We start from the raw sequence: 17,511 nt of genomic DNA on the forward strand, positions 1-17,511 counted from the left end.
ATCGGGGGTCAGAGTAAGGGCTGGACGTTGCTTGCCCGAGGCCGGCTCAGCCTTGCCTCGGCAGGGGCCTGACCGAAGGCTTAACGCAGGTTTCCCTCTCGGCAGCGGTTTCTGAAGGTGGCAAGCTTTCCAGCAACCACCTCGCGCAAGTTGTCCGAGTTGGCATAGAGCAGGACGCAGGGTCCGGAACCGTCTTCCCGGCATCCCAGCCGACCCGATGGGGGCCCATAGGCGGCAAGAACGTCCTTGACCTTGATGAGGCTTGGCTGTTCTTCATCGACCCTCAGATACACGAAGCTGAAGGTCCCCAGCCGCTCACTGAGGGGTGCATCCAGAGGCTGAGCTGAGGCGGAAAGGAAGGCCTCCCGATTGTGCGCCCAGAGATCAGGCTCGCCATCGCTGTCGATGGGAAGCACCTCAACGCTGCCACGGGATACAGCCGTCAGATGGGCACCCCAGAAGTCGGACAAGCCTCTGTGATGTCCCAGCGAAGCCAACCGTTCCAGCATGACCCCGTCGGCTGGGTCATACCGGCTCTGAAAGCGGGCGGCCAGAGGGGGTGACGCCACACGCAAAAGGACCCAGGCCATGGGCAGGGCAAGGAGAAGCGCCAGGACGGCACCCAGGACTGACCTTCTCCCCGTCATGGCCAGCGGGGAAGCCGGCGCGCCTGCGGCTGGGAAGACCAGCATCGCGATCATGACAAGCATCAGCAGGGGCAGGGTGAGGAAATAGCGCCGTGGAGTGTCGGGAAGAAACCAGCTGTAGACATGGGGACTCAGGGCTGAAAGAGCCACGGCCAGGGCCACGGGCCCCAGGGACGTAGTGGCGCGAAACAGCAGGAGCAGACCCAAGGCTGTGGCCAGGAGAACGAGGGGCGAGTCCCGGTACTCCGCCAACAGGTTGCTGTCCGGAAAGACGCCCAGGTTGAACCCGCACTGGAGATTGAAGGAGCGTGCGGCGATCACCCCAAGCAGGGCCGCCCCCAGCAGTGAAACCAGCAAGGGCCCCATCTGGCTGCGCAGCCACCCCTGCACAGGGTCCGTGCGCCCGGCCTCCCGGCTCACCCCGGACGAGCTGAGCAGGATCAGCACAAGCCCCATCCCCACCGGAGCGACGGCCGTGAAGAGCAGCAGCACATTGGACAGGGTGCCGATGAAAGCCAGTGCCACAAGGGCGGCGGCAGCCAGGCGGGATCGCAGCGGCGACCGGCTCCTGACCATGAGGGCCATCAGGACCAGCAGCAGCAGCGTGTTGAACACGTTGCCGCCGTGGTGCACAGGTGTCTGCGTGAGCCCGATCGCTTCTCGATAAAGCGGGCTGACCTGCACCAGGACGGAGGTTCCCAGCACGGTGACCACCCACGCCCACCAGCGGCTCAGAGGGGTTGTCAGAAAGATCAGCGCTCCCTGCAAAGCCAGCAGCAGGGACCCGATCAGGATGGAGTACCAGGCCAGAAGCAGCTCGATGGTTTCCGGGCCGTCCATCCATTGGAGCCCTAGCCCTGCCCGCAGGATCAGCAGATCCGGCAAGAAACTCGGGATTCTTGCCAGCCGAAGCTCCTGAAGGCTGTCCACCCGGCCATGGGTCAGCAGAAGCAACTGGGTGATCGGTGCCGAGCTGTCCGTGTTGAGAACCACCTCGCCCTGATTCCAGGTTGCGAGGATGATCCCTCCCGCCAGCCAGGCCAGCAGGAACACCAGATCGGCAGCCGCCCGGGCTGCGATCACGGTGACATCGTCGCGGCTCAACGGCGTTCGCAGCATGGACAGGAACGAGGCTTTGCTGTTCTCCCCCGAACCAGCTGGGCTCTGCTGAATAGCCCGGGAGTCGCCAGGACAGGACCTGAAAGCCAGCCAGGCGTCGATACAGTAGGTGCAATGAGCTTCCTCGCCGGCCTCAACGACGCGCAGCGCCGAGCGGTCGATCACCACAACGGCCCCCTGCTGGTGGTGGCCGGGGCGGGCAGCGGCAAGACCCGGGCCCTCACCCACCGCATCGCCCACCTGATCGGCCACCACGGCGTTGATCCCCACCAGCTGCTGGCGGTCACCTTCACCAACAAGGCGGCGCGGGAGATGAAGGAGAGGCTGGAGGTGTTACTGGCCCAGCGACTGGCCGGAAGCCAGTTCGGCCAGCCCTTCAGCACCCTGCAACCCCAGCAGCAGCGACAGCTGCGCAACCGCATCTACCGGGAGGTCACCAAAGAGCTCTGGATCGGTACCTTCCACGCCCTGTTCGCGCGGCTGCTGCGCTTCGACATCGACAAGTACAAGGACCCGGAAGGGCTCAGCTGGACCCGCCAGTTCTCGATCTACGACGAATCCGACGCCCAGACTCTGGTCAAGGAGATCGTCACCCAGGAGCTGGGCCTCGACCCCAAGCGCTTCGAGCCCAAGAAGGTGCGCTGGGCAATCAGCAATGCCAAGAACCAGGGCTGGCTGCCGGATGTGATGGAGGCCAAGGCCGAGGGGATGCGCGGCCGCAAGGAGGCCGAGGCCTACCGGCTCTACCGCCGTGCCCTGGCCGCCAACAATGCCCTCGACTTCGACGACCTGCTGCTGCTGCCAGTTCAGCTGCTGCAGAGCAACGAGCAGGTGCGCCACTACTGGCACGGCCGCTTCCGCCACGTGCTGGTGGACGAATACCAGGACACCAACCGCACCCAGTACGACCTGATCAAGCTGCTGGTGACCGGCGGCCGCGACCCCGAAACCTTCAACGACTGGGGCGGGCGCTCGGTGTTCGTGGTGGGCGACGCCGACCAGAGCATCTACAGCTTCCGGGCGGCTGATTTCACGATCCTGATGGGCTTCCAGGACGACTTCGGCGACCGGGCCAGCGACGAGGCCACCCGCACGATGGTGAAGCTGGAGGAGAACTACCGCTCAACCGCCACGATCCTGGAGGCGGCCAACGCCCTGATCGCCCACAACAGTGAGCGCATCGACAAGGTGCTGCGCCCCACCCGCGGCGAAGGCGAGCTGATCACCCTCACCCGCTGCGACGACGAGATCGCTGAGGCCGAGGCCGTGGTGCACCGCCTACGGATGCTGGAGGCGGCCCACCCCGAGCTGCGCTGGGGCGACATGGCGATCCTTTATCGCACCAACGCCCAGAGCCGGGCGATGGAGGAGTCGCTGGTGCGCTGGGGCATCCCCTACATCGTCGTAGGGGGTCTGCGCTTCTACGACCGGCGCGAGATCAAGGACGTGCTGGCCTACCTGCGCCTGCTGGTGAACCCCGCCGACAGCGTCAGCCTGCTGCGGGTGCTGAACGTGCCCCGGCGCGGCATCGGCAAAACCACGGTGCAGCGTCTCAGCGACGCCTCCGCCCAGCTGGGCATGCCGCTGTGGGAGGTGGTGAACGATGCGGAGGCCGTGCGCTCCCTGGCCGGTCGCTCCGCCAAGGGGCTGCTGCAGTTCAGCGAACTGATCAGTGATCTCAGCGGCCGCACCCAGGACGCGCCCCCAGCGGAGCTGGTGCAGCGGGTGATGGAGCAGAGCGGCTACCTGGCCGAACTGATCACCGAAGGCACCGATGAGGCCGAGGAGCGGCGGCGCAACCTGCAGGAACTGGTCAACGCCGCCCTGCAGTATCAGGAGGAGAACGAGGAGGGGTCGCTGGAGGGTTTCCTGGCCTCCGCCGCCCTGGCCAGCGACGCCGACAGCAAGGACACCGCCGCCGACCGGGTCACCCTGATGACCCTGCACGCCAGCAAGGGGCTGGAGTTTCCCGTGGTGTGCATGGTGGGGCTGGAGCAGGGGCTGTTCCCCAGCTACCGCTCCCTGGAGGATCCCTCCGCCCTGGAGGAGGAGCGGCGCCTCTGCTACGTGGGCATCACCCGCGCCAAGGAGCGGCTGTTCCTCTCCCACGCCAGTGAGCGGCGGCTATGGGGCGGCATGCGCGAGCCGGCCATTCCCTCGGTATTTCTCTCGGAGCTGCCGCCGGAGCTGGTGCAGGGCGACATCCCCCAGAGCGGTGGCGCCGCCATCCGGCGAGAGCAGCGGCTAGATCGCCTCACCCGGGTGGACCGCGAGGAGAGCCAGCGGGTGGCCGCCGGCGGCAGCGCTTCGGCCCCCACCAATGCGGTGCGGCGCCGGGCGCCGGCGCGGGCCTGGGCCATCGGCGATCAGTTGCGCCACGCCAGCTTCGGCGACGGCACGATCACCCACCTGTTCGGCAGCGGCGAGAAGATCTCGATCGCAGTGAAGTTCGAGGGCATGGGCCCGAAGATCCTCGATCCGCGCCTGGCACCGATCGAGCCCCTGTGAGCCCGGCCGCCAGGGCGCTGGTGCTCAGCGGAGGGCTGATTCACCTGGTCAACCAGCTGGCGGTGGTGCTGGAGCGGCCGGAGTTGCGCGGCGGTGCCGCCGAGATCGCCCTGCTGCTCACCGGAGCCATCACCTGGGATCCCCTGCGCCTGGCCGAGCAGCACGGGGCGATCGAGCGCTGGCTGGAGCAGCTGCGCCAGCTCGATCCCCCTGCCATGGCCCCGGTGCACCTGGTGATGAAGCCGGAGGAGCTCAGGCCCGGCCGCTTCGATCTGGCCTGTCTCAACAACCAGTGGCAGCGGGTGCAGCGCGAGCCCTGCGAGCGGCTGGAGATCCCCACCTGGCTGATCTGCGGCGATGGCCTGGGCCTGTATTACCGCTGCGCCCGTGAGCTGAAGGCGATCCTGCCCAGCCTGCTCAACCGACCGATTCCAGAGCCGCACCGGCGGGTGCACACAGCACTCGAAGGACCCCAACCGTGCTGGCATCGCCCCCATGGGCCGATCGATCCCGTGCCGCTCAGCACGCGCTCGCGGCTGTTCGAGGCCCTGGTGGCCAGCTTCGATGGGGCCTGCGCAGCGTTCGTTGAAGCCTGCCTGGCGGCCACCCGGCCGGAGCGGCCGCTCTGGCTCTGCTCCCTGCCCAACCTGGCCCATCAGTTCCCCAAAGAGCGCCTGCCACCGGCCCTGCTCGCCGCCTGGATTGGCCAGCTGCCGGGCTTCGATCCAGCCCTGGACCGGCTCGTGCTGATCGAGCACCCCAAGGCACCGAACGCCGGCAGCTTCGGGCCCGAAACACCTCAGGGGGTGGCTGCCGTGTTGCGCAGCGCCGTGCCGGTTGAGGTGCTGGTGCGGGCTCTGGAGCAGGCGGCCCCCGGCCGGCGCCTGGTGGTGGCCGGCCTCACCTCGGCGGTCTACGGCGTGCGCAGCCTCAGCGGCGCCGAGGTGGTCTGGCTGGGCCTTGGGCCTCTCTGGGCCCACAACCCCCGCTACCGGCGCCATCCCCTGGAATTCCTGCATCGTCTGGTGCGGGTGCGGCGCATGGCCTGGCTCACCCGACGACTGGTGACCCCGTGCTGATCCAGCTCGAGCCGCCCCTGCGCCGGGCCCTGCAGCTGGTGGTGGAAGCTGCCGCCCCCCTGCCGGTGGCTCTGGTGGGCGGGGCCGTGCGGGATCTGCTGCTGCACCGGGTGCACAGGGATCCCTGGCGGGGCCTGCCCGATCTCGACCTGGTGGTGGAGCAATCCAGTGCTGAAGAGGGCCCGCCCGCCGCCCACCGCATCGCCCGCCAGCTGGCCGAGCGGCTGGGCCCCAGCCTGCGCCGCTGCCAGCTGCACGAGGAGTTCGGCACAGCCGAACTCAACATCGACGGGGTGCTGCTGGACCTGGCCACCGCCCGGCGGGAGTGGTACAAGGAGCCCGGCGCCAATCCCAGCGTCAGGTATGGCTCCCTGGCGGATGACCTGGCCCGCCGCGATCTGAGCATCAACGCCATCGCCCTGCTGCTGGATGCCGAGCAACTGGAGCAGGCCGAGGCGGCGCACGCTGACGCTCTCGAGAGCCAGCTGCTGGACCCCTTCGGCGGCCGGGAGGATCTGGCGGCCCGCCGTCTGCGCTTCCTGCACGGGCACAGCCTTGAGGACGATCCCACCCGGATCGTGCGGGCCGCCCGCTACAGCGCCCGCCTGGGCCTGGAGCTGGCCCCCGAAGCGCTAGCCCAGTGGCAGCGCACCCTGGCGGCCTGGCCCTGGCGCCGGGCTGAGGTCAACCCCGGCGGCAGCCCGGGGGTGCCACCCTCCCTGGGCAGCCGGTTGCGCAAGGAACTGGAACTGCTGCTGGGGCGCGAGCCCTGGCCGCGGGCCCTGGAGCTGCTGCAGCACTGGCAGGCCCTGGAACTGCTGGATTCGAGTCTGCAGCACGACCTGAGCTGGCGGCAGCGGCTGCGCTGGGCCCAGCGGCTGCTGGCCCTGGCGCAGTTGCCCCCCTGGCCTCAGGAGCAGTGGTTGATGCTGGCTTTGCTGGCCCCCTTGGCCGACCCCGTGGCCCTGGCCGACCAGCTGCAGCTGCCCCACCGCAGTCAGCAGAGCCTGCGCGGACTGGTGCGGCTGCGACACTGGCTGGCTGAGCCCGGCCTTGAGCCTGGCGCCAGCCCGGCGCAGCTGAGTTTGGTCCTGGAGCGGGGGGGGCTGAGCCCGGAGGTGGTGATCCTGGCGCTGGTTAGCCGTCCGCCTGGGGTCTGGCGACGGGGGCTGCTGCGCTGGTTGCTGCGCTGGCGCTGCCTGGCCTCCCCCATCAGCGCCCGGCAGCTGATGGAGGCGGGATATCCCGCAGGACCGGCCCTGGGGGAGAAGTTGCGCCAGCTGCGCAGGCAGCGCCTCGATCAGGAGCGCTGGTGAGGCCGGGGCCCGCTCACCAGCGCACCTGCCAGGGCCAGCGATCGGGCACGCAGAGAAAGCCGTCGTTATGGCCGCAATCGAAACCGGCGGAGGGAAGGATGCGGCCCTCGAACCAGTACTGGAAGGTCACGTAGAGCGCCGGAATGACGCACCAGTGGGCGTCGTAGTGGTTCAGCCAGATCAGGAAGCTGATCAGCAGCAGGAAACCGACGCTGTCGGCCAGGCGGCTGGTCACCTGCGGCAGCCACTGGTGCGTGATCGAGGCCTGGATCAGCAGGTAACCCACCCCGAAGACCATCAACAGCCGAGTCTGGTCGCAGCGCAGCAACCGCCATGGCGAGAGGCGCTTCTGGGCGCAGGCCAGCAGAAAGCCCAGGGTCAGGGCACGCTGGAGACGGCCAACGATCTTGCGGATCGAATAATCGCTGAAATAGGCATCCGTGGAGTAGTCCTGCAGCCGCTGCAGAGCCGTGAATCCCACCAGGGCGATCAGGCCACCACCAGCAAGCAGCAGCGACAGCACCAACCAGCGCCGCCAGCCCGCCAAGGCCCAGAGGCTTCGGCAACGCCCGGCCGCCCGGGCCATCGACTCCGGCAGGCTCATCGCCAGGGGGCTGAGGCTGATCAGCAGATTCCAGACGATGGTGCTGTGGGTGAGCGCCGAGAGGATCACCCCCAGCCCCAACCAGAGGCGGCGGGGGCGGAACTGCCGGGCCGCCCAGAGCATCAGCGGCAGCAGCAGCAGCACCGCCAGGGCCTGACGGCTGTGGGCGTTCTGCATGAAGCCCCGCAGCATCGGGCTGCAGCAGATCAGCAGGCTCCACCAGCCTCCCCAGGAGGGCACCCTCCAGGCCCGGGCCATCAGTAGCGCCGCCGCCGCGTAGCCACTGGCCACAAGTCCATGCACCGCCGCCATGCGGTAAGGCAGCAGCAGCAGCAGCGGCCGCAGCAGGCGCCAGAGCGGCTCCGGTGGCCCCCGCTCCGGATCCACCGCCAGATAATGGGAAAAGCGGGTGGTGTCGCTGTTGCCCCAGCTGCCCAGGGTGAAAAACACCAGCACCAGCACCAGCAGCACAGCAGCAGCGCTCCACCACAGCCGCGGCCGCCGGTAGGCGCCGGCCAGATGCAGCAGCAGCGCCATCACCACCTGGGCCAGAAACAGCACACCCATCAGCCCCGGGGCCTGGGTGACCTGGTCGATCCGGAAGGGAGCGTCGAGCGGAAAGGCCGCAGCCAGCATCAGCGTGAGGGGAGATCCCAGTAACGGATCTGCCAGGGCCAACGATCAGGAATGCAGAGGAAGTTGTCGTCGAGACCGCAGCTGAGCAGGCGCGAGGGCAGCAGACGCTCCATCAGCCAGTAATCGATCGTGACGAACAAGGCTGGCAGCACCGCCCAATAGCACTGGTAGCGGTTCAACCAGGCCAGGTACACAAGCAACAGAAACAGGCCCACCACATCGGCCAGCCGACTAGTGATCTGCGGGAACCATACGGCCTGCACTGACCACTGCATCAGGTGGTACAGCAGACCGAACAGGATCAGCTGGCGGGTCACCGCACAGCTCAGCAAGGTGCGCCAGCCCAGCCGCCGACGCCAGCAGCTGAGCAGCAGCCCCAGGGCCATCGCCGCCTGCAGCCTTCCCACCGCCTGATCCAGGGGGTACTGGTTGAAGTAACTCTCCTGCTGCACGTAGACCGCCAGCTTCTCCAGTGCCGTGGGCAGGGCCAACGCCACCAGCAGCACCAGGCCGGCGGCCAGGGCCGCCAGGGCGATGACAGCAGCGGGCCGGCGCAGGGGCCAGCGGGTCAGCCCCTGCGGCCTCGCTCGCCCCACCAGCAAGCGGGGCAGAAGCGCCAGGGCGAGGGAGCCAGCGAAGGCTGTGTGCATCGTCAGTGAGAGCAGGGCGGCCAGGGCGACCCAGCGCCGCTGCAGCGCCAGTAGCTGGCCCGCCCAGAGCAGCAGGGGCACCAGCAGCAGCGTGGCCAGGGCCTGGCGGCTGACGCCGTTCTGGAGAAAACTGCGCAGCATCGGACTGCAGCAGAGCAACAGGCTCCACCAGCCACCCCAGGCCAGGGCTCGCCAGCGCCAGGCCAGCAGCAGCGGAACCAGGGCATAGCAGGCCACCACCAGCCCATGCACCGCCGACATGCGGTAGGGCAGGCGCACCACCCAGGGGGCCGCCAGCACCCAGAAGGCCTCCCCCTTGACCCGGGAAAGATCGAAACCGAAGTAGTAACTCAGCTTGGTGGTATCGCTGTTGCCCCAGCTGCCCAGGGTGAAGAACAGGGCCACGAGGGCCACCAGGGCCAGACCGGCCGTCCACCAGAAGAGGACCCGCTGGCGCACGCCCGCCCAGGCCAGGGCCGACGCCAACGCCAGCTGGGCGGCAAAAAGACCGGACAGCAGCAGCGGCGCCGACCTCACCTGATCGAGGCGAAACGGAGCAACCGAAGGGAAATCCAGCACGGGACTCAGGCGGCCAAGCTCGAGCCGCGCCGGTTCAGCAAGAGCTGGCGCAGGGCCTGCTCTTGCTGAACCGCATCGAAACCCCAGTAGGGATCCAGCAGCCCCCGCACGCGCTCCTGGGCACCCGGCTCAGCCGACCCCAGCTCCCGCCGCAGCAGGGCGCTCAGGCGCTGTCGCTCGGCCCACTCACCGGCCTCCTCCTCGGCCTTGGCCCCCGCCAGGGTCGAGAGGTCCTGCTGGGCTTCCGCCTCGATCCAGTGCAGCCTTGTCCCCAGGGCCACCCCGTAGCCGAGGTGGGTGCCGAAGGCGTTGCTGGCCAGCCCATCACTGAGCTCCAGCAGGGTGCGCAGCGAATCGAGGAACCAGGGGTTGGAGCGGTGCCCATTGCAGGCCACGATCCACTCCGGCGGCAGCGGCAGCTGCTCGGGATCCTTCCAGTGGCGCAGCCAGATCAACGAGCGGTAACCGCCGGCCTCCATCAGGGCGCGCACTTCCGCCACGCAGTGGTCGAGATCCATGCGCCGCTCCACCTGGTCCCAGCTGTGGGCCAGCACCACCAACAGGGTGGGGCCCAGCTCGGCACGCAAGCGGCTGATCGCCTCAGCATCGAGCAGGGGCCGGGCGTAGGCGATCCAGGGGCCGATCGGATGGGCCGGCAGCCCGAAGCGCTCCCGCAGCCAGCTCGCCCGCAGGGGTCCCATGCAGAGATAGCCACGGGTCCAGGGGCGCGGACTCTCAAAGGTGGCCCCCCGGCTCACCTTGAGGCCATGCTCCAGCAGATGCGGCAGCGGCGAACCGATCAACGGCAGGCCCGCATGGCGCTTGAGCTGGATGTCGTGGCCGTAGTGGTGGGAGGAATTCTCCAGTTCGCGCCGGGCGGGGCTGAAAAACGGCTTGGTGGAGGCGGCGGAGCGGAAAGCGTGGCGATCCCAGAGATCGGCGCTCACCTGGGGGGCGAAGGGCCGCTGGCCGAAAGCCTGATGCACCAGCCCCCGGTAGGCGGCCAGGGCCTGCCACTCATCCCGGTCCAGTCGCTCCAGCCGGCTGAGCGGACCGAGCCACCCACTCCTCAGGGCCTGGCGCAGACCGGCGCGCAACCGCTGGCGCAGGCCCGCGGGACGCTTAACCATTGCGGTCACGCCAGCCGGTGCGGCTCAGCTCCCGCCACTCCCCCCGCGCCCGCAGGATCGCCTCGGCCAGACCGCGCACGGCGCCATGGCCGCCATCGGCAGCGAGCACCGCATCAGCCTGGCGGCGCAGGGGCGTCACGGCATCGGCCGGGCAGAGCAGCAGGCCCACAACCGGCCGCACCGCCAGATCGTTGAGATCGTCACCCACAAAGGCCGTCTCGGCAGGGCTGATCCCCAGGCTGCTCTGCAACCGGGCCAGGGCCACGGGCTTGTCCTTGACGCCGGTGAGGCAGTGGCCGATGCCCAGGTAGCGGGCCCGCTGTTCGCTGGCGCCGCCCTTGCCGCCGCTGAGCAGCGCCACCTCCAGACCCGCCTGCTGCAGCAGCCGGATGCCCAGGCCATCGCGCACATCAAAACGCTTGATCACCTCCCCGGATTCCGTGGTCCAGAGGCCCCCGTCGGTGAGCACCCCATCCACATCCAGCACCAGCAGACGCAGGGCCCTCAGCCGCCCGCGCCAGCGCCAGGCCAGCAGGGCCGGCTGGCGCAAGGGCCAGGCCAGTGAGACGCTCACAGCACCGTGACGGCCTCCCCCTGCTCCTGCAGGGGGGCGCGAATGGCCAGCAGTTGCTCCAGGAACGGCTCGACCCGGTGCAGGGGCACCATGTTCGGCCCATCACTGAGGCCCTGATCGGGGTCGGGATGCACTTCCATGAACAGGCCATCGATGCCCACCGCGGCCGCGGCCCGCGCCAGGGGCGCCACGAATTCACGCTGGCCGCCGCTGCTGCTGCCGCGGCCACCCGGCTGCTGCACCGAATGGGTGGCATCGAAGATCACCGGGCAACCCAGGGCGCGCAGCTGGGGCAGGCTGCGGAAATCAACGACGAGGGTGTTGTAGCCAAAGCTGGAGCCCCGCTCCGTGAGCCAGAGGTTCTCCACACCGGCCTCACGCAGCTTGGTCACCACCTGGGCCATATCCCAGGGGGCGAGGAACTGGCCCTTCTTGACGTTGATGGTCTTGTCGGTGCCGCGCACCGCCTCGGCCGCCGCCAGCAACAGATCGGTCTGGCGGCAGAGGAAGGCGGGAATCTGGAGCACATCCACCACCTCGGCCACCTGGGCTGCCTGCTGGCTTTCGTGGATGTCGGTGAGCACCGGCAGGCCGAAGCGCTGCTTCACCTCCTTGAGCACCTCCAGGCCGCCGCTGACACCCGGCCCCCGGAAGGAGCCGCCGGAACTGCGGTTGGCCTTGTCGAAACTGGCCTTGAAGATGTAGGTGATGCCCAGGCGCTGGGCGATCGCCTGCATCCGCTCAGCCACCTGGAACACCAGCTCGGGGCTTTCGATCACGCAGGGGCCGGCGATCAGGGTGAAGCTCATGGGGGGAAGGAGGAGGGCGTCAGCTGACCAGCTTGCGTTCCAGGGAGGCCAGATCCCGGAAGGTGTCCGAGCGCTGCTTCAGCTCCTCGAAGGTACCGGAGGCCTTGATCTTCCCAGCCTCGAACTCATAGATGCGATCACAACGCATCACGGTGCTGAGCCTGTGGGCGATGACCACGGTGGTGCAGCGCCGGCCCACCACCTCTAGGGCCTCGATCACCTCGTTCTCGGTGCGGTTGTCGAGGGCACTGGTGGCCTCATCGAGCAGCAGGAAGCGGGCGCGGCGATAAAAGGCCCTCGCCAGGGCCAGGCGCTGCCGCTGGCCGCCGGAGAGCTGCAGACCGTTCTCACCCACCGGCGTATGCAACCCGTAGGGCATCTCACTGACGAAATCCGCCAATTGGGCCGCGTGCAGCGACTCCCAGACCTCATCGGTGTCGACGGTCAGCTCGGAGAGGCCAAAGGCCACGTTCTCGAGAATGCTGGCGTCGAGCAGGTTGATGAACTGCGGCACCTGGGCGCAGCTGGCCTGCCAGGCCGGGATGTCCAGATCATTGACAGGAATGCCGTCGAGCTCAAGACAGCCCGGGTGGGGGTGAAGCAGGCCCAGCAACAGGTGGGCTGTGGTGGTCTTGCCGCTGCCGGTGGAGCCCACCAGGGCGATGCGGGACCCCACGGGGATCGAAAGGCTCACCCCCTTGAGCACGGGCTCCGGGCTGCCGGGATAGCTGTACCAGGCGTCGCGCAGGCGGATGGTCCGGGTGGGGAAGATGCCCTCGGGGCTGGGCACACCGGGGGTCTGCAGGGTGGCCCGTTCCCTGGGCAAGTTGAGATATTCGAGGGTCTTGTCCATCACCGGCAGACCGCCGCGCAGCTGGGTGAGGGCTGAGAAGAAGTCCTGCAGCGGAGGGGTGAGCCGCAGGGCCACCACCGCCAGGGTGGAGAGAAAGGGGATGATCTCGGTGATGCGGCCGCGATCACCGCTGAGCAGGGCCGGCACGGCCCCCACCGCAAAGATCAGGGTGATGCCGAAGGGCTCGATCAGCATCCGCGGCAGGGTGGGCAGCAGCTCCGAGGCCCAGGAGTACTGCTTGGCCTTCTCCCCGGTCGAGACAAAGGCATCGCGGAAATAGCCCTCCGCGCCGGTGAGGCGGATGTCGCGTATGGATCCCAGCGACTCCATCAGGATGTGGGCGCTGCGCGACTCCAGCCGGAGCTTCTGCTTGGAGGCATGGCGCAGGTACGGGGTGATCAGCAGCGACAGGGTGAGGTAGGCCCCCACCAGCGAACAGATCAGGATCACCGCCAGCCAGCGGCCCACCACCAGCACCCCGAAGGACAGCAGCAGGATCGAGAAGATGCTGCCCACCATGCGCAGCAGCGGATTGACCACCGAATTGGAGGTCTTCTTGATATGGCTCAGCAGCAGGGTGGAGAGCTTGGCTGTGCTCTTGGAGAGATGGAACTCATAGCTCTGGGCCAGCACCCTGGAGTGGATCAGATTGCAGAGATCAATCCAGATCTTGGCGGTGAGGCGCTGCTGGAAGTACTGCAGCCCCACCTTGGAGAAGGAGCCCACCCAGGAGAGGGCAATCAGCAGCAGGATCAGCCAGAGGCTCTGATCAACCGGATTGCCGCCGAAGACCTTGACGCCGGGGAGGGTGTTCGGCAGCTTGCTGCCCACCAGCGCCCCCATCAGCCGGCCCACCATCGCCACGGTGGCCAGATCGATCAGGCCGGGGATGATCGAGAGCGGCAGCAGCACCTTGAGGGCGCGCATCCGCTCCGGCGGAAGGTAAGCCAGCAGGCTTCGCAGCTGGGTCACCGTTCTGCTGCGCATGCGCGGCATCGATCGAGGCTTGGATCCCAGCGACGCAGTACCTATTCAGCTTTGACGGTATGTGACCAAATCCGACCGGGGTCAGCTCGGCAGCCAGCCCTGCAAGCGCCCCACCCGCTGCCGCCAGCGCAGACGCCAGGGCGGCAGGGAGCGCAGGGGCGGTTCACCGGTGCCTGGCGAGCCGCCCGGACCCTGGCCCAGCAGACGGTCCCAGTGCTGATCGATCAGCTCCAGCGCCTCGCCCCAGCGCCTTATCAGCTCGGGCTCGCCGCAGCTCTCCAGCAGGGCCGTGAGTCGCTGGGGTTCGGCCCGCCAGGACTGGGGATCCGCCGCCGCCGCACTGATCCGCTCCAGGTCGGCCTCCAGGGTGCCGAAACCGATCTGATGGCCCAGCCGTCCGGGGTCGAGAAAATCGGCCAGGGCATGGTTGAGGCTGCTGAACACCACGCAGCGACAGGCCATCGCCTCCAGCGGCGGCAGGCCGAAACCCTCGCTCACCCCGCGGCCGCGCCAGTAGTCGGCGGAGTCATAGAGGACGACACGGCTGCGGTTGAACAGCTCCACCAGATCATCGACCCAGCCCCGCTGCACCTCCACCCGCAGGCCCCGTCGCCGCAGCGACGGCACCAGGGTCTTGAGCACGTAGGTGCTGGTCTTGCGGGCCTGCACCAGCACGTCGATGTCTCGCTCCAGATCGCGATCGAGCCAGTGGGGCTCGAGGGCATTGGGCACCAGCATCAGCGGGTTGCGGGGGGCCCGATCCCCCCAGTAGCCGAGGGTGTTGCGGCTCACCGCCAGCACGGGCACGCCCGGCGGCAGATTGAAGCCGTAGCCACTGCTGTGGGCGTGATAGGCCACCGCCCGGCCCTTGAGCTGGCCCAGCAGTTTCGGCACATCAAAGCCCCAGCTCACGACCCAGAGGGCAGAGCCCGGCAGCGGCTCCTGGCGCAGCAGATCGCGAAGGAAGGGGTAGTCGGGCTCCCGCTGGCGGTAGGTGACCACCTCGGTGGGCCGCAGCTGCGCCGTCAGGCGGGCCGTCTGCAGTTCCACCTGCAGGCCGCCGCAGCGGAAGCGGCCGGTGGTGCCAGGCACCAGAAAGCGGAGGGGTCGCACGGGTGCCGGCTCGATCGCCAACGACTCTGGCTCAGGCCATGACCGCGGCGGAGCTCAGGCGGCGACGGCTTCGGTGCTTCCGGTGCGCTGGCGGCGGGTGAGGAAGCCGAAGAGCACCTTGCCGATGGCCGCCACCAGGTTTCCTTCCAGCTCCTGAAACATCACCATGTTGAGGTGGAAGGCATGGTTGGCCTCGGCCACGATGCGATCGGCCATGGCCTGATCGATCGGCAGCTGATCGAGGCTGATGCGGTAGTTCGCCTTGAATCCCTTCTCATCGGGGATGGAGTCGAATTCGTAGAAGCGCAGTCCATCGTGATCGCCCAGATTCATCGCCTTCTGGGCGATGTTCTTGAGGATCTGCCCGCCGGAGAGATCACCGATGTAGCGGGTGTAGTGGTGACCCACCAGCAGCTCGGGGGATTCGGCGGCCACCTGATGCAGGCGGGCCACATAGGCCTCAGCGCCCGGGGTAGGGCTCACCTGCTGACGCCAGTCGGAGCCGAAGTAGAAGGCCAGGTCGGCCTCAAGGGCAGCGCGGCGGTTGAGGGCGTCGCTGGCGATCGGGCCGACGACGGGATGACCCTTCAGCTTGCCGATCTCCTCCTCCATCGCGCTGTAGACGAAGTAGAGGTCGGCCACCAGCTTGCGGTAGCTGATCTTGTCGACCACCCCCTTGAGGAAGCAGGTCACGAAGCCGGTGTTCTCGGCCATCGTGTGTGCTTTCTTGGTGCCTTCGCGCAGTTGGGACGCCAGGTCGACAGCCATCTCAGCCGGGGTGCTGTTTGTACGGAACAATCAACGTAGGGCTGATGGGCGGCAAGGGCCGCAGGTTGGTTGCGAAGGTTTAAGCGGCCCGCTCCTGCTGGTCCGGGTCGCGGGCCAGCAGGGTGAACAATTCGCGGCACACCTGCTGCAACTTCTCCACCACCTCGGCCTGGGGCAGGTTGGGGCCGCTGGGGCACCAGTCGCCCACCGTGGCCAGCCGCCACTGCTCCCCCTGGAAGGTCATGCCGCTGAGCACCACCCCCAGCAGCCGCGGCGGGCCCTGTGCGGGTAAGGGGGCGGCGGCGAGGCGCAACTGCATCAGCAGGCTGCGGCACTGCAGCCGCGGGCTCCAGCCCGGGAAATGGAAAGCCAGATCCACCGACTCCTCCTCAGCGAAACGGCGGGTGACGGGGTCGTCGCGCCAGGGGGTGAGATTGGCCCTGGCATCGGGGAAATGACGCCGGAACAGGCCGGCCGCTGAGGCGATGGCCTGGGCCATCTCCGGACTGCGGGCCAGGTCTGCCGCATTCATGGCGTTTCCCCTGAGCAGAACAGCGGATCGGACTGAACCTAGGCTCGCCGCACCGATTCCATGCTGCAGCGTGCCGCAGGCCGCTGCGAGCCATGGTCGGCGGATGAGCATGGGCCCACCGCCTCATCCGCACTCACCTCGCATGATCTGCCGCCGATGGCGTCCACCCCAGCTCCCACCTACGACCAGCTGACCCCGCCCAGCACCGGCAGCCCCATCCGCTTCGAGAACGGCCTGCCGGTGGTGCCGAACGATCCGATCATTCCCTTCATCCGCGGCGACGGCACTGGGGTGGACATCTGGCCCGCCACCCAGCGGGTGCTGGATGCGGCGGTGGCCAGGGCCTACGGCGGCGAGCGCCGGATCGAATGGTTCAAGGTGTTCGCCGGCGACGAGGCCTGCGAGCTCTACGGCACCTACCAGTACCTGCCCCAGGACACCCTGACCGCCATTGAGCAGTACGGCGTGGCGATCAAGGGACCACTCACCACCCCGATCGGTGGCGGTATCCGCTCGCTGAACGTGGCCCTGCGCCAGATCTTCGATCTGTATTGCTGCGTGCGCCCCTGCCGCTACTACGCCGGCACCCCCAGCCCCCACAAGCGGCCCCAGGACCTGGACGTGGTGGTGTACAGGGAGAACACGGAAGACATCTACATGGGGATCGAGTGGGAAGCCACTGATCCGGTCTGCGTGGAGCTGATCGCCCACCTCAACGACGTGGTGATCCCGGCCAACGGCAAGCTCGGCAACCGCCGCATCCCCGAGGGCTCCGGCATCGGCATCAAGCCGGTGAGTAAGGCCGGCACCCAGCGCCATGTGCGCAAGGCGATCCAGCACGCCCTGGGCCTGGAGGGCAGCAAGCGCCACGTGACCCTGGTTCACAAGGGCAACATCATGAAGTTCACCGAAGGGGCCTTCCGCGACTGGGGCTATGAGCTGGCCACCAGTGAGTTCCGCGAGGTCTGCGTGACCGAGCGCGAGAGCTGGATCCTCGACAACCTCGCCCGCAACCATGGCCTCAGCGTCGAGGACAACGCTCGCCTGATCGAGCCCGGCTACGACAGCCTCACCCCCGAGAAAAAAGCGGCGGTGGACACCGAAGTGAAGGAGGTGCTGGCGGCCATTGGCGAGAGCCACGGCTACGGCAAGTGGAAATCGATGGTGCTGGTCGACGACCGCATCGCCGACAGCATCTTCCAGCAGGTCCAGACCAGGCCCCAGGAGTATTCGGTGCTCTGCACCCTCAACCTCAACGGCGACTACATCTCCGATGCCGCCGCCGCGGTGGTGGGCGGCCTGGGCATGGCGCCGGGGGCCAACATCGGTGATCACGCCGCCATCTTCGAGGCCACCCATGGCACCGCCCCCAAGCACGCCGGCCTCGACCGCATCAACCCCGGCTCGGTGATCCTCTCGGGCGTGATGATGCTCGAGTTCATGGGGTGGCAAGAAGCCGCCGATCTGATCACCAACGGCATCAGCGCCGCGATCGTCAACGGCCAAGTCACCTACGACCTCGCCAGACTGATGGACCCTCGGGTTGAACCTGTGAGCTGCTCCGGCTTCGCCGAGGCGGTTATCAGTCGCTTCGATGCCTGAGCACC

Annotated in this window: 14 protein-coding genes; 4 read left to right on the forward strand and 10 right to left on the reverse strand. The window is 68.1% G+C overall.

Annotated elements, in window-relative coordinates; translation table 11 throughout:
- Positions 1 to 80: 80 nt before the first annotated feature.
- Positions 81 to 1,751, reverse strand: coding sequence for a hypothetical protein (locus KBY67_RS02970; RefSeq protein WP_255108564.1), 1,671 nt, complete (start codon positions 1,749 to 1,751; stop codon positions 81 to 83).
- 129 nt (positions 1,752 to 1,880) lie between these two features.
- On the opposite strand from KBY67_RS02970, the gene KBY67_RS02975 reads away from it, so the two are divergent.
- From KBY67_RS02975 to KBY67_RS02985, 3 genes are read left to right on the forward strand one after another with little or no spacing between them, the layout of a single operon-like run.
- The gene (locus tag KBY67_RS02975; RefSeq protein WP_255108566.1) at positions 1,881 to 4,274 is read left to right on the forward strand and encodes a UvrD-helicase domain-containing protein; all 2,394 of its coding nucleotides are present in this window, start codon (positions 1,881 to 1,883) and stop codon (positions 4,272 to 4,274) included.
- Complete coding sequence (locus KBY67_RS02980; protein ID WP_255108568.1) at positions 4,271 to 5,353, forward strand: hypothetical protein; 1,083 nt, start codon at positions 4,271 to 4,273, stop codon at positions 5,351 to 5,353. The genes KBY67_RS02975 and KBY67_RS02980 overlap by 4 nt, the downstream gene beginning before the upstream one ends.
- Entirely contained in the window at positions 5,347 to 6,669 is a 1,323-nt protein-coding gene (locus tag KBY67_RS02985; RefSeq protein ID WP_255108570.1) for a CCA tRNA nucleotidyltransferase, read from the forward strand. Before KBY67_RS02980 ends, KBY67_RS02985 begins: the two co-directional genes overlap by 7 nt.
- A gap of 13 nt (positions 6,670 to 6,682) precedes the next feature.
- Here KBY67_RS02985 and KBY67_RS02990 read toward each other — a convergent pair whose 3' ends face one another.
- The 9 genes from KBY67_RS02990 to KBY67_RS03030 all read right to left on the reverse strand — a co-directional run bounded on the left by KBY67_RS02990 (position 6,683) and on the right by KBY67_RS03030 (position 15,904).
- Complete coding sequence (locus KBY67_RS02990) at positions 6,683 to 7,909, reverse strand: hypothetical protein (protein ID WP_255108572.1); 1,227 nt, start codon at positions 7,907 to 7,909, stop codon at positions 6,683 to 6,685.
- Entirely contained in the window at positions 7,909 to 9,138 is a 1,230-nt protein-coding gene (locus KBY67_RS02995; RefSeq protein ID WP_255108574.1) for a hypothetical protein, read from the reverse strand. The genes KBY67_RS02990 and KBY67_RS02995 overlap by 1 nt, the downstream gene beginning before the upstream one ends.
- A gap of 5 nt (positions 9,139 to 9,143) precedes the next feature.
- Positions 9,144 to 10,268, reverse strand: coding sequence for a hypothetical protein (locus KBY67_RS03000; protein WP_255108678.1), 1,125 nt, complete (start codon positions 10,266 to 10,268; stop codon positions 9,144 to 9,146).
- Positions 10,261 to 10,842: an HAD family hydrolase gene (locus KBY67_RS03005; protein ID WP_255108576.1), complete on the reverse strand. Its 582-nt coding sequence runs from the start codon at positions 10,840 to 10,842 to the stop codon at positions 10,261 to 10,263. Before KBY67_RS03005 ends, KBY67_RS03000 begins: the two co-directional genes overlap by 8 nt.
- Positions 10,839 to 11,651, reverse strand: coding sequence for a 3-deoxy-8-phosphooctulonate synthase (kdsA, locus tag KBY67_RS03010; protein WP_255108578.1), 813 nt, complete (start codon positions 11,649 to 11,651; stop codon positions 10,839 to 10,841). The genes KBY67_RS03005 and kdsA overlap by 4 nt, the downstream gene beginning before the upstream one ends.
- A gap of 19 nt (positions 11,652 to 11,670) precedes the next feature.
- Entirely contained in the window at positions 11,671 to 13,476 is a 1,806-nt protein-coding gene (locus tag KBY67_RS03015) for an ABC transporter ATP-binding protein (RefSeq protein ID WP_315855544.1), read from the reverse strand.
- A gap of 96 nt (positions 13,477 to 13,572) precedes the next feature.
- Positions 13,573 to 14,604 carry a glycosyltransferase gene (locus tag KBY67_RS03020; RefSeq protein WP_255108582.1) on the reverse strand — a complete coding sequence of 344 codons (1,032 nt, stop codon included), beginning with the start codon at positions 14,602 to 14,604 and terminating at the stop codon, positions 13,573 to 13,575.
- A 54-nt stretch (positions 14,605 to 14,658) separates the two neighbouring features.
- On the reverse strand, positions 14,659 to 15,372 hold the full coding sequence (locus tag KBY67_RS03025; protein WP_255108584.1) for a heme oxygenase (biliverdin-producing): 714 nt from the start codon (positions 15,370 to 15,372) through the stop codon (positions 14,659 to 14,661).
- A 79-nt stretch (positions 15,373 to 15,451) separates the two neighbouring features.
- Positions 15,452 to 15,904 carry a hypothetical protein gene (locus KBY67_RS03030; RefSeq protein ID WP_255108586.1) on the reverse strand — a complete coding sequence of 151 codons (453 nt, stop codon included), beginning with the start codon at positions 15,902 to 15,904 and terminating at the stop codon, positions 15,452 to 15,454.
- 156 nt (positions 15,905 to 16,060) lie between these two features.
- On the opposite strand from KBY67_RS03030, the gene KBY67_RS03035 reads away from it, so the two are divergent.
- The gene (locus KBY67_RS03035; RefSeq protein WP_255108588.1) at positions 16,061 to 17,506 is read left to right on the forward strand and encodes an NADP-dependent isocitrate dehydrogenase; all 1,446 of its coding nucleotides are present in this window, start codon (positions 16,061 to 16,063) and stop codon (positions 17,504 to 17,506) included.
- Positions 17,507 to 17,511: the final 5 nt, after the last annotated feature.

Origin of the sequence: Synechococcus sp. RedBA-s (assembly GCF_024345495.1) — a bacterium.
Taxonomy (GTDB): Bacteria; Cyanobacteriota; Cyanobacteriia; order PCC-6307; family Cyanobiaceae; genus Regnicoccus_A.

Bases quoted from the DNA above. Each gene is read 5' to 3' on its own strand.
- KBY67_RS02975 (WP_255108566.1), top strand. From the start codon at position 1,881: ATGAGCTTCCTCGCCGGCCTCAACGACGCGCAGCGCCGAGCGGTCGAT.
- KBY67_RS02990 (WP_255108572.1), bottom strand. From the start codon at position 7,909: ATGCTGGCTGCGGCCTTTCCGCTCGACGCTCCCTTCCGGATCGACCAG.
- KBY67_RS03000 (WP_255108678.1), bottom strand. From the start codon at position 10,268: ATGGTTAAGCGTCCCGCGGGCCTGCGCCAGCGGTTGCGCGCCGGTCTG.
- kdsA (WP_255108578.1), bottom strand. From the start codon at position 11,651: ATGAGCTTCACCCTGATCGCCGGCCCCTGCGTGATCGAAAGCCCCGAG.
- KBY67_RS03025 (WP_255108584.1), bottom strand. From the start codon at position 15,372: ATGGCTGTCGACCTGGCGTCCCAACTGCGCGAAGGCACCAAGAAAGCA.
- KBY67_RS03030 (WP_255108586.1), bottom strand. From the start codon at position 15,904: ATGAATGCGGCAGACCTGGCCCGCAGTCCGGAGATGGCCCAGGCCATC.
- KBY67_RS03035 (WP_255108588.1), top strand. From the start codon at position 16,061: ATGGCGTCCACCCCAGCTCCCACCTACGACCAGCTGACCCCGCCCAGC.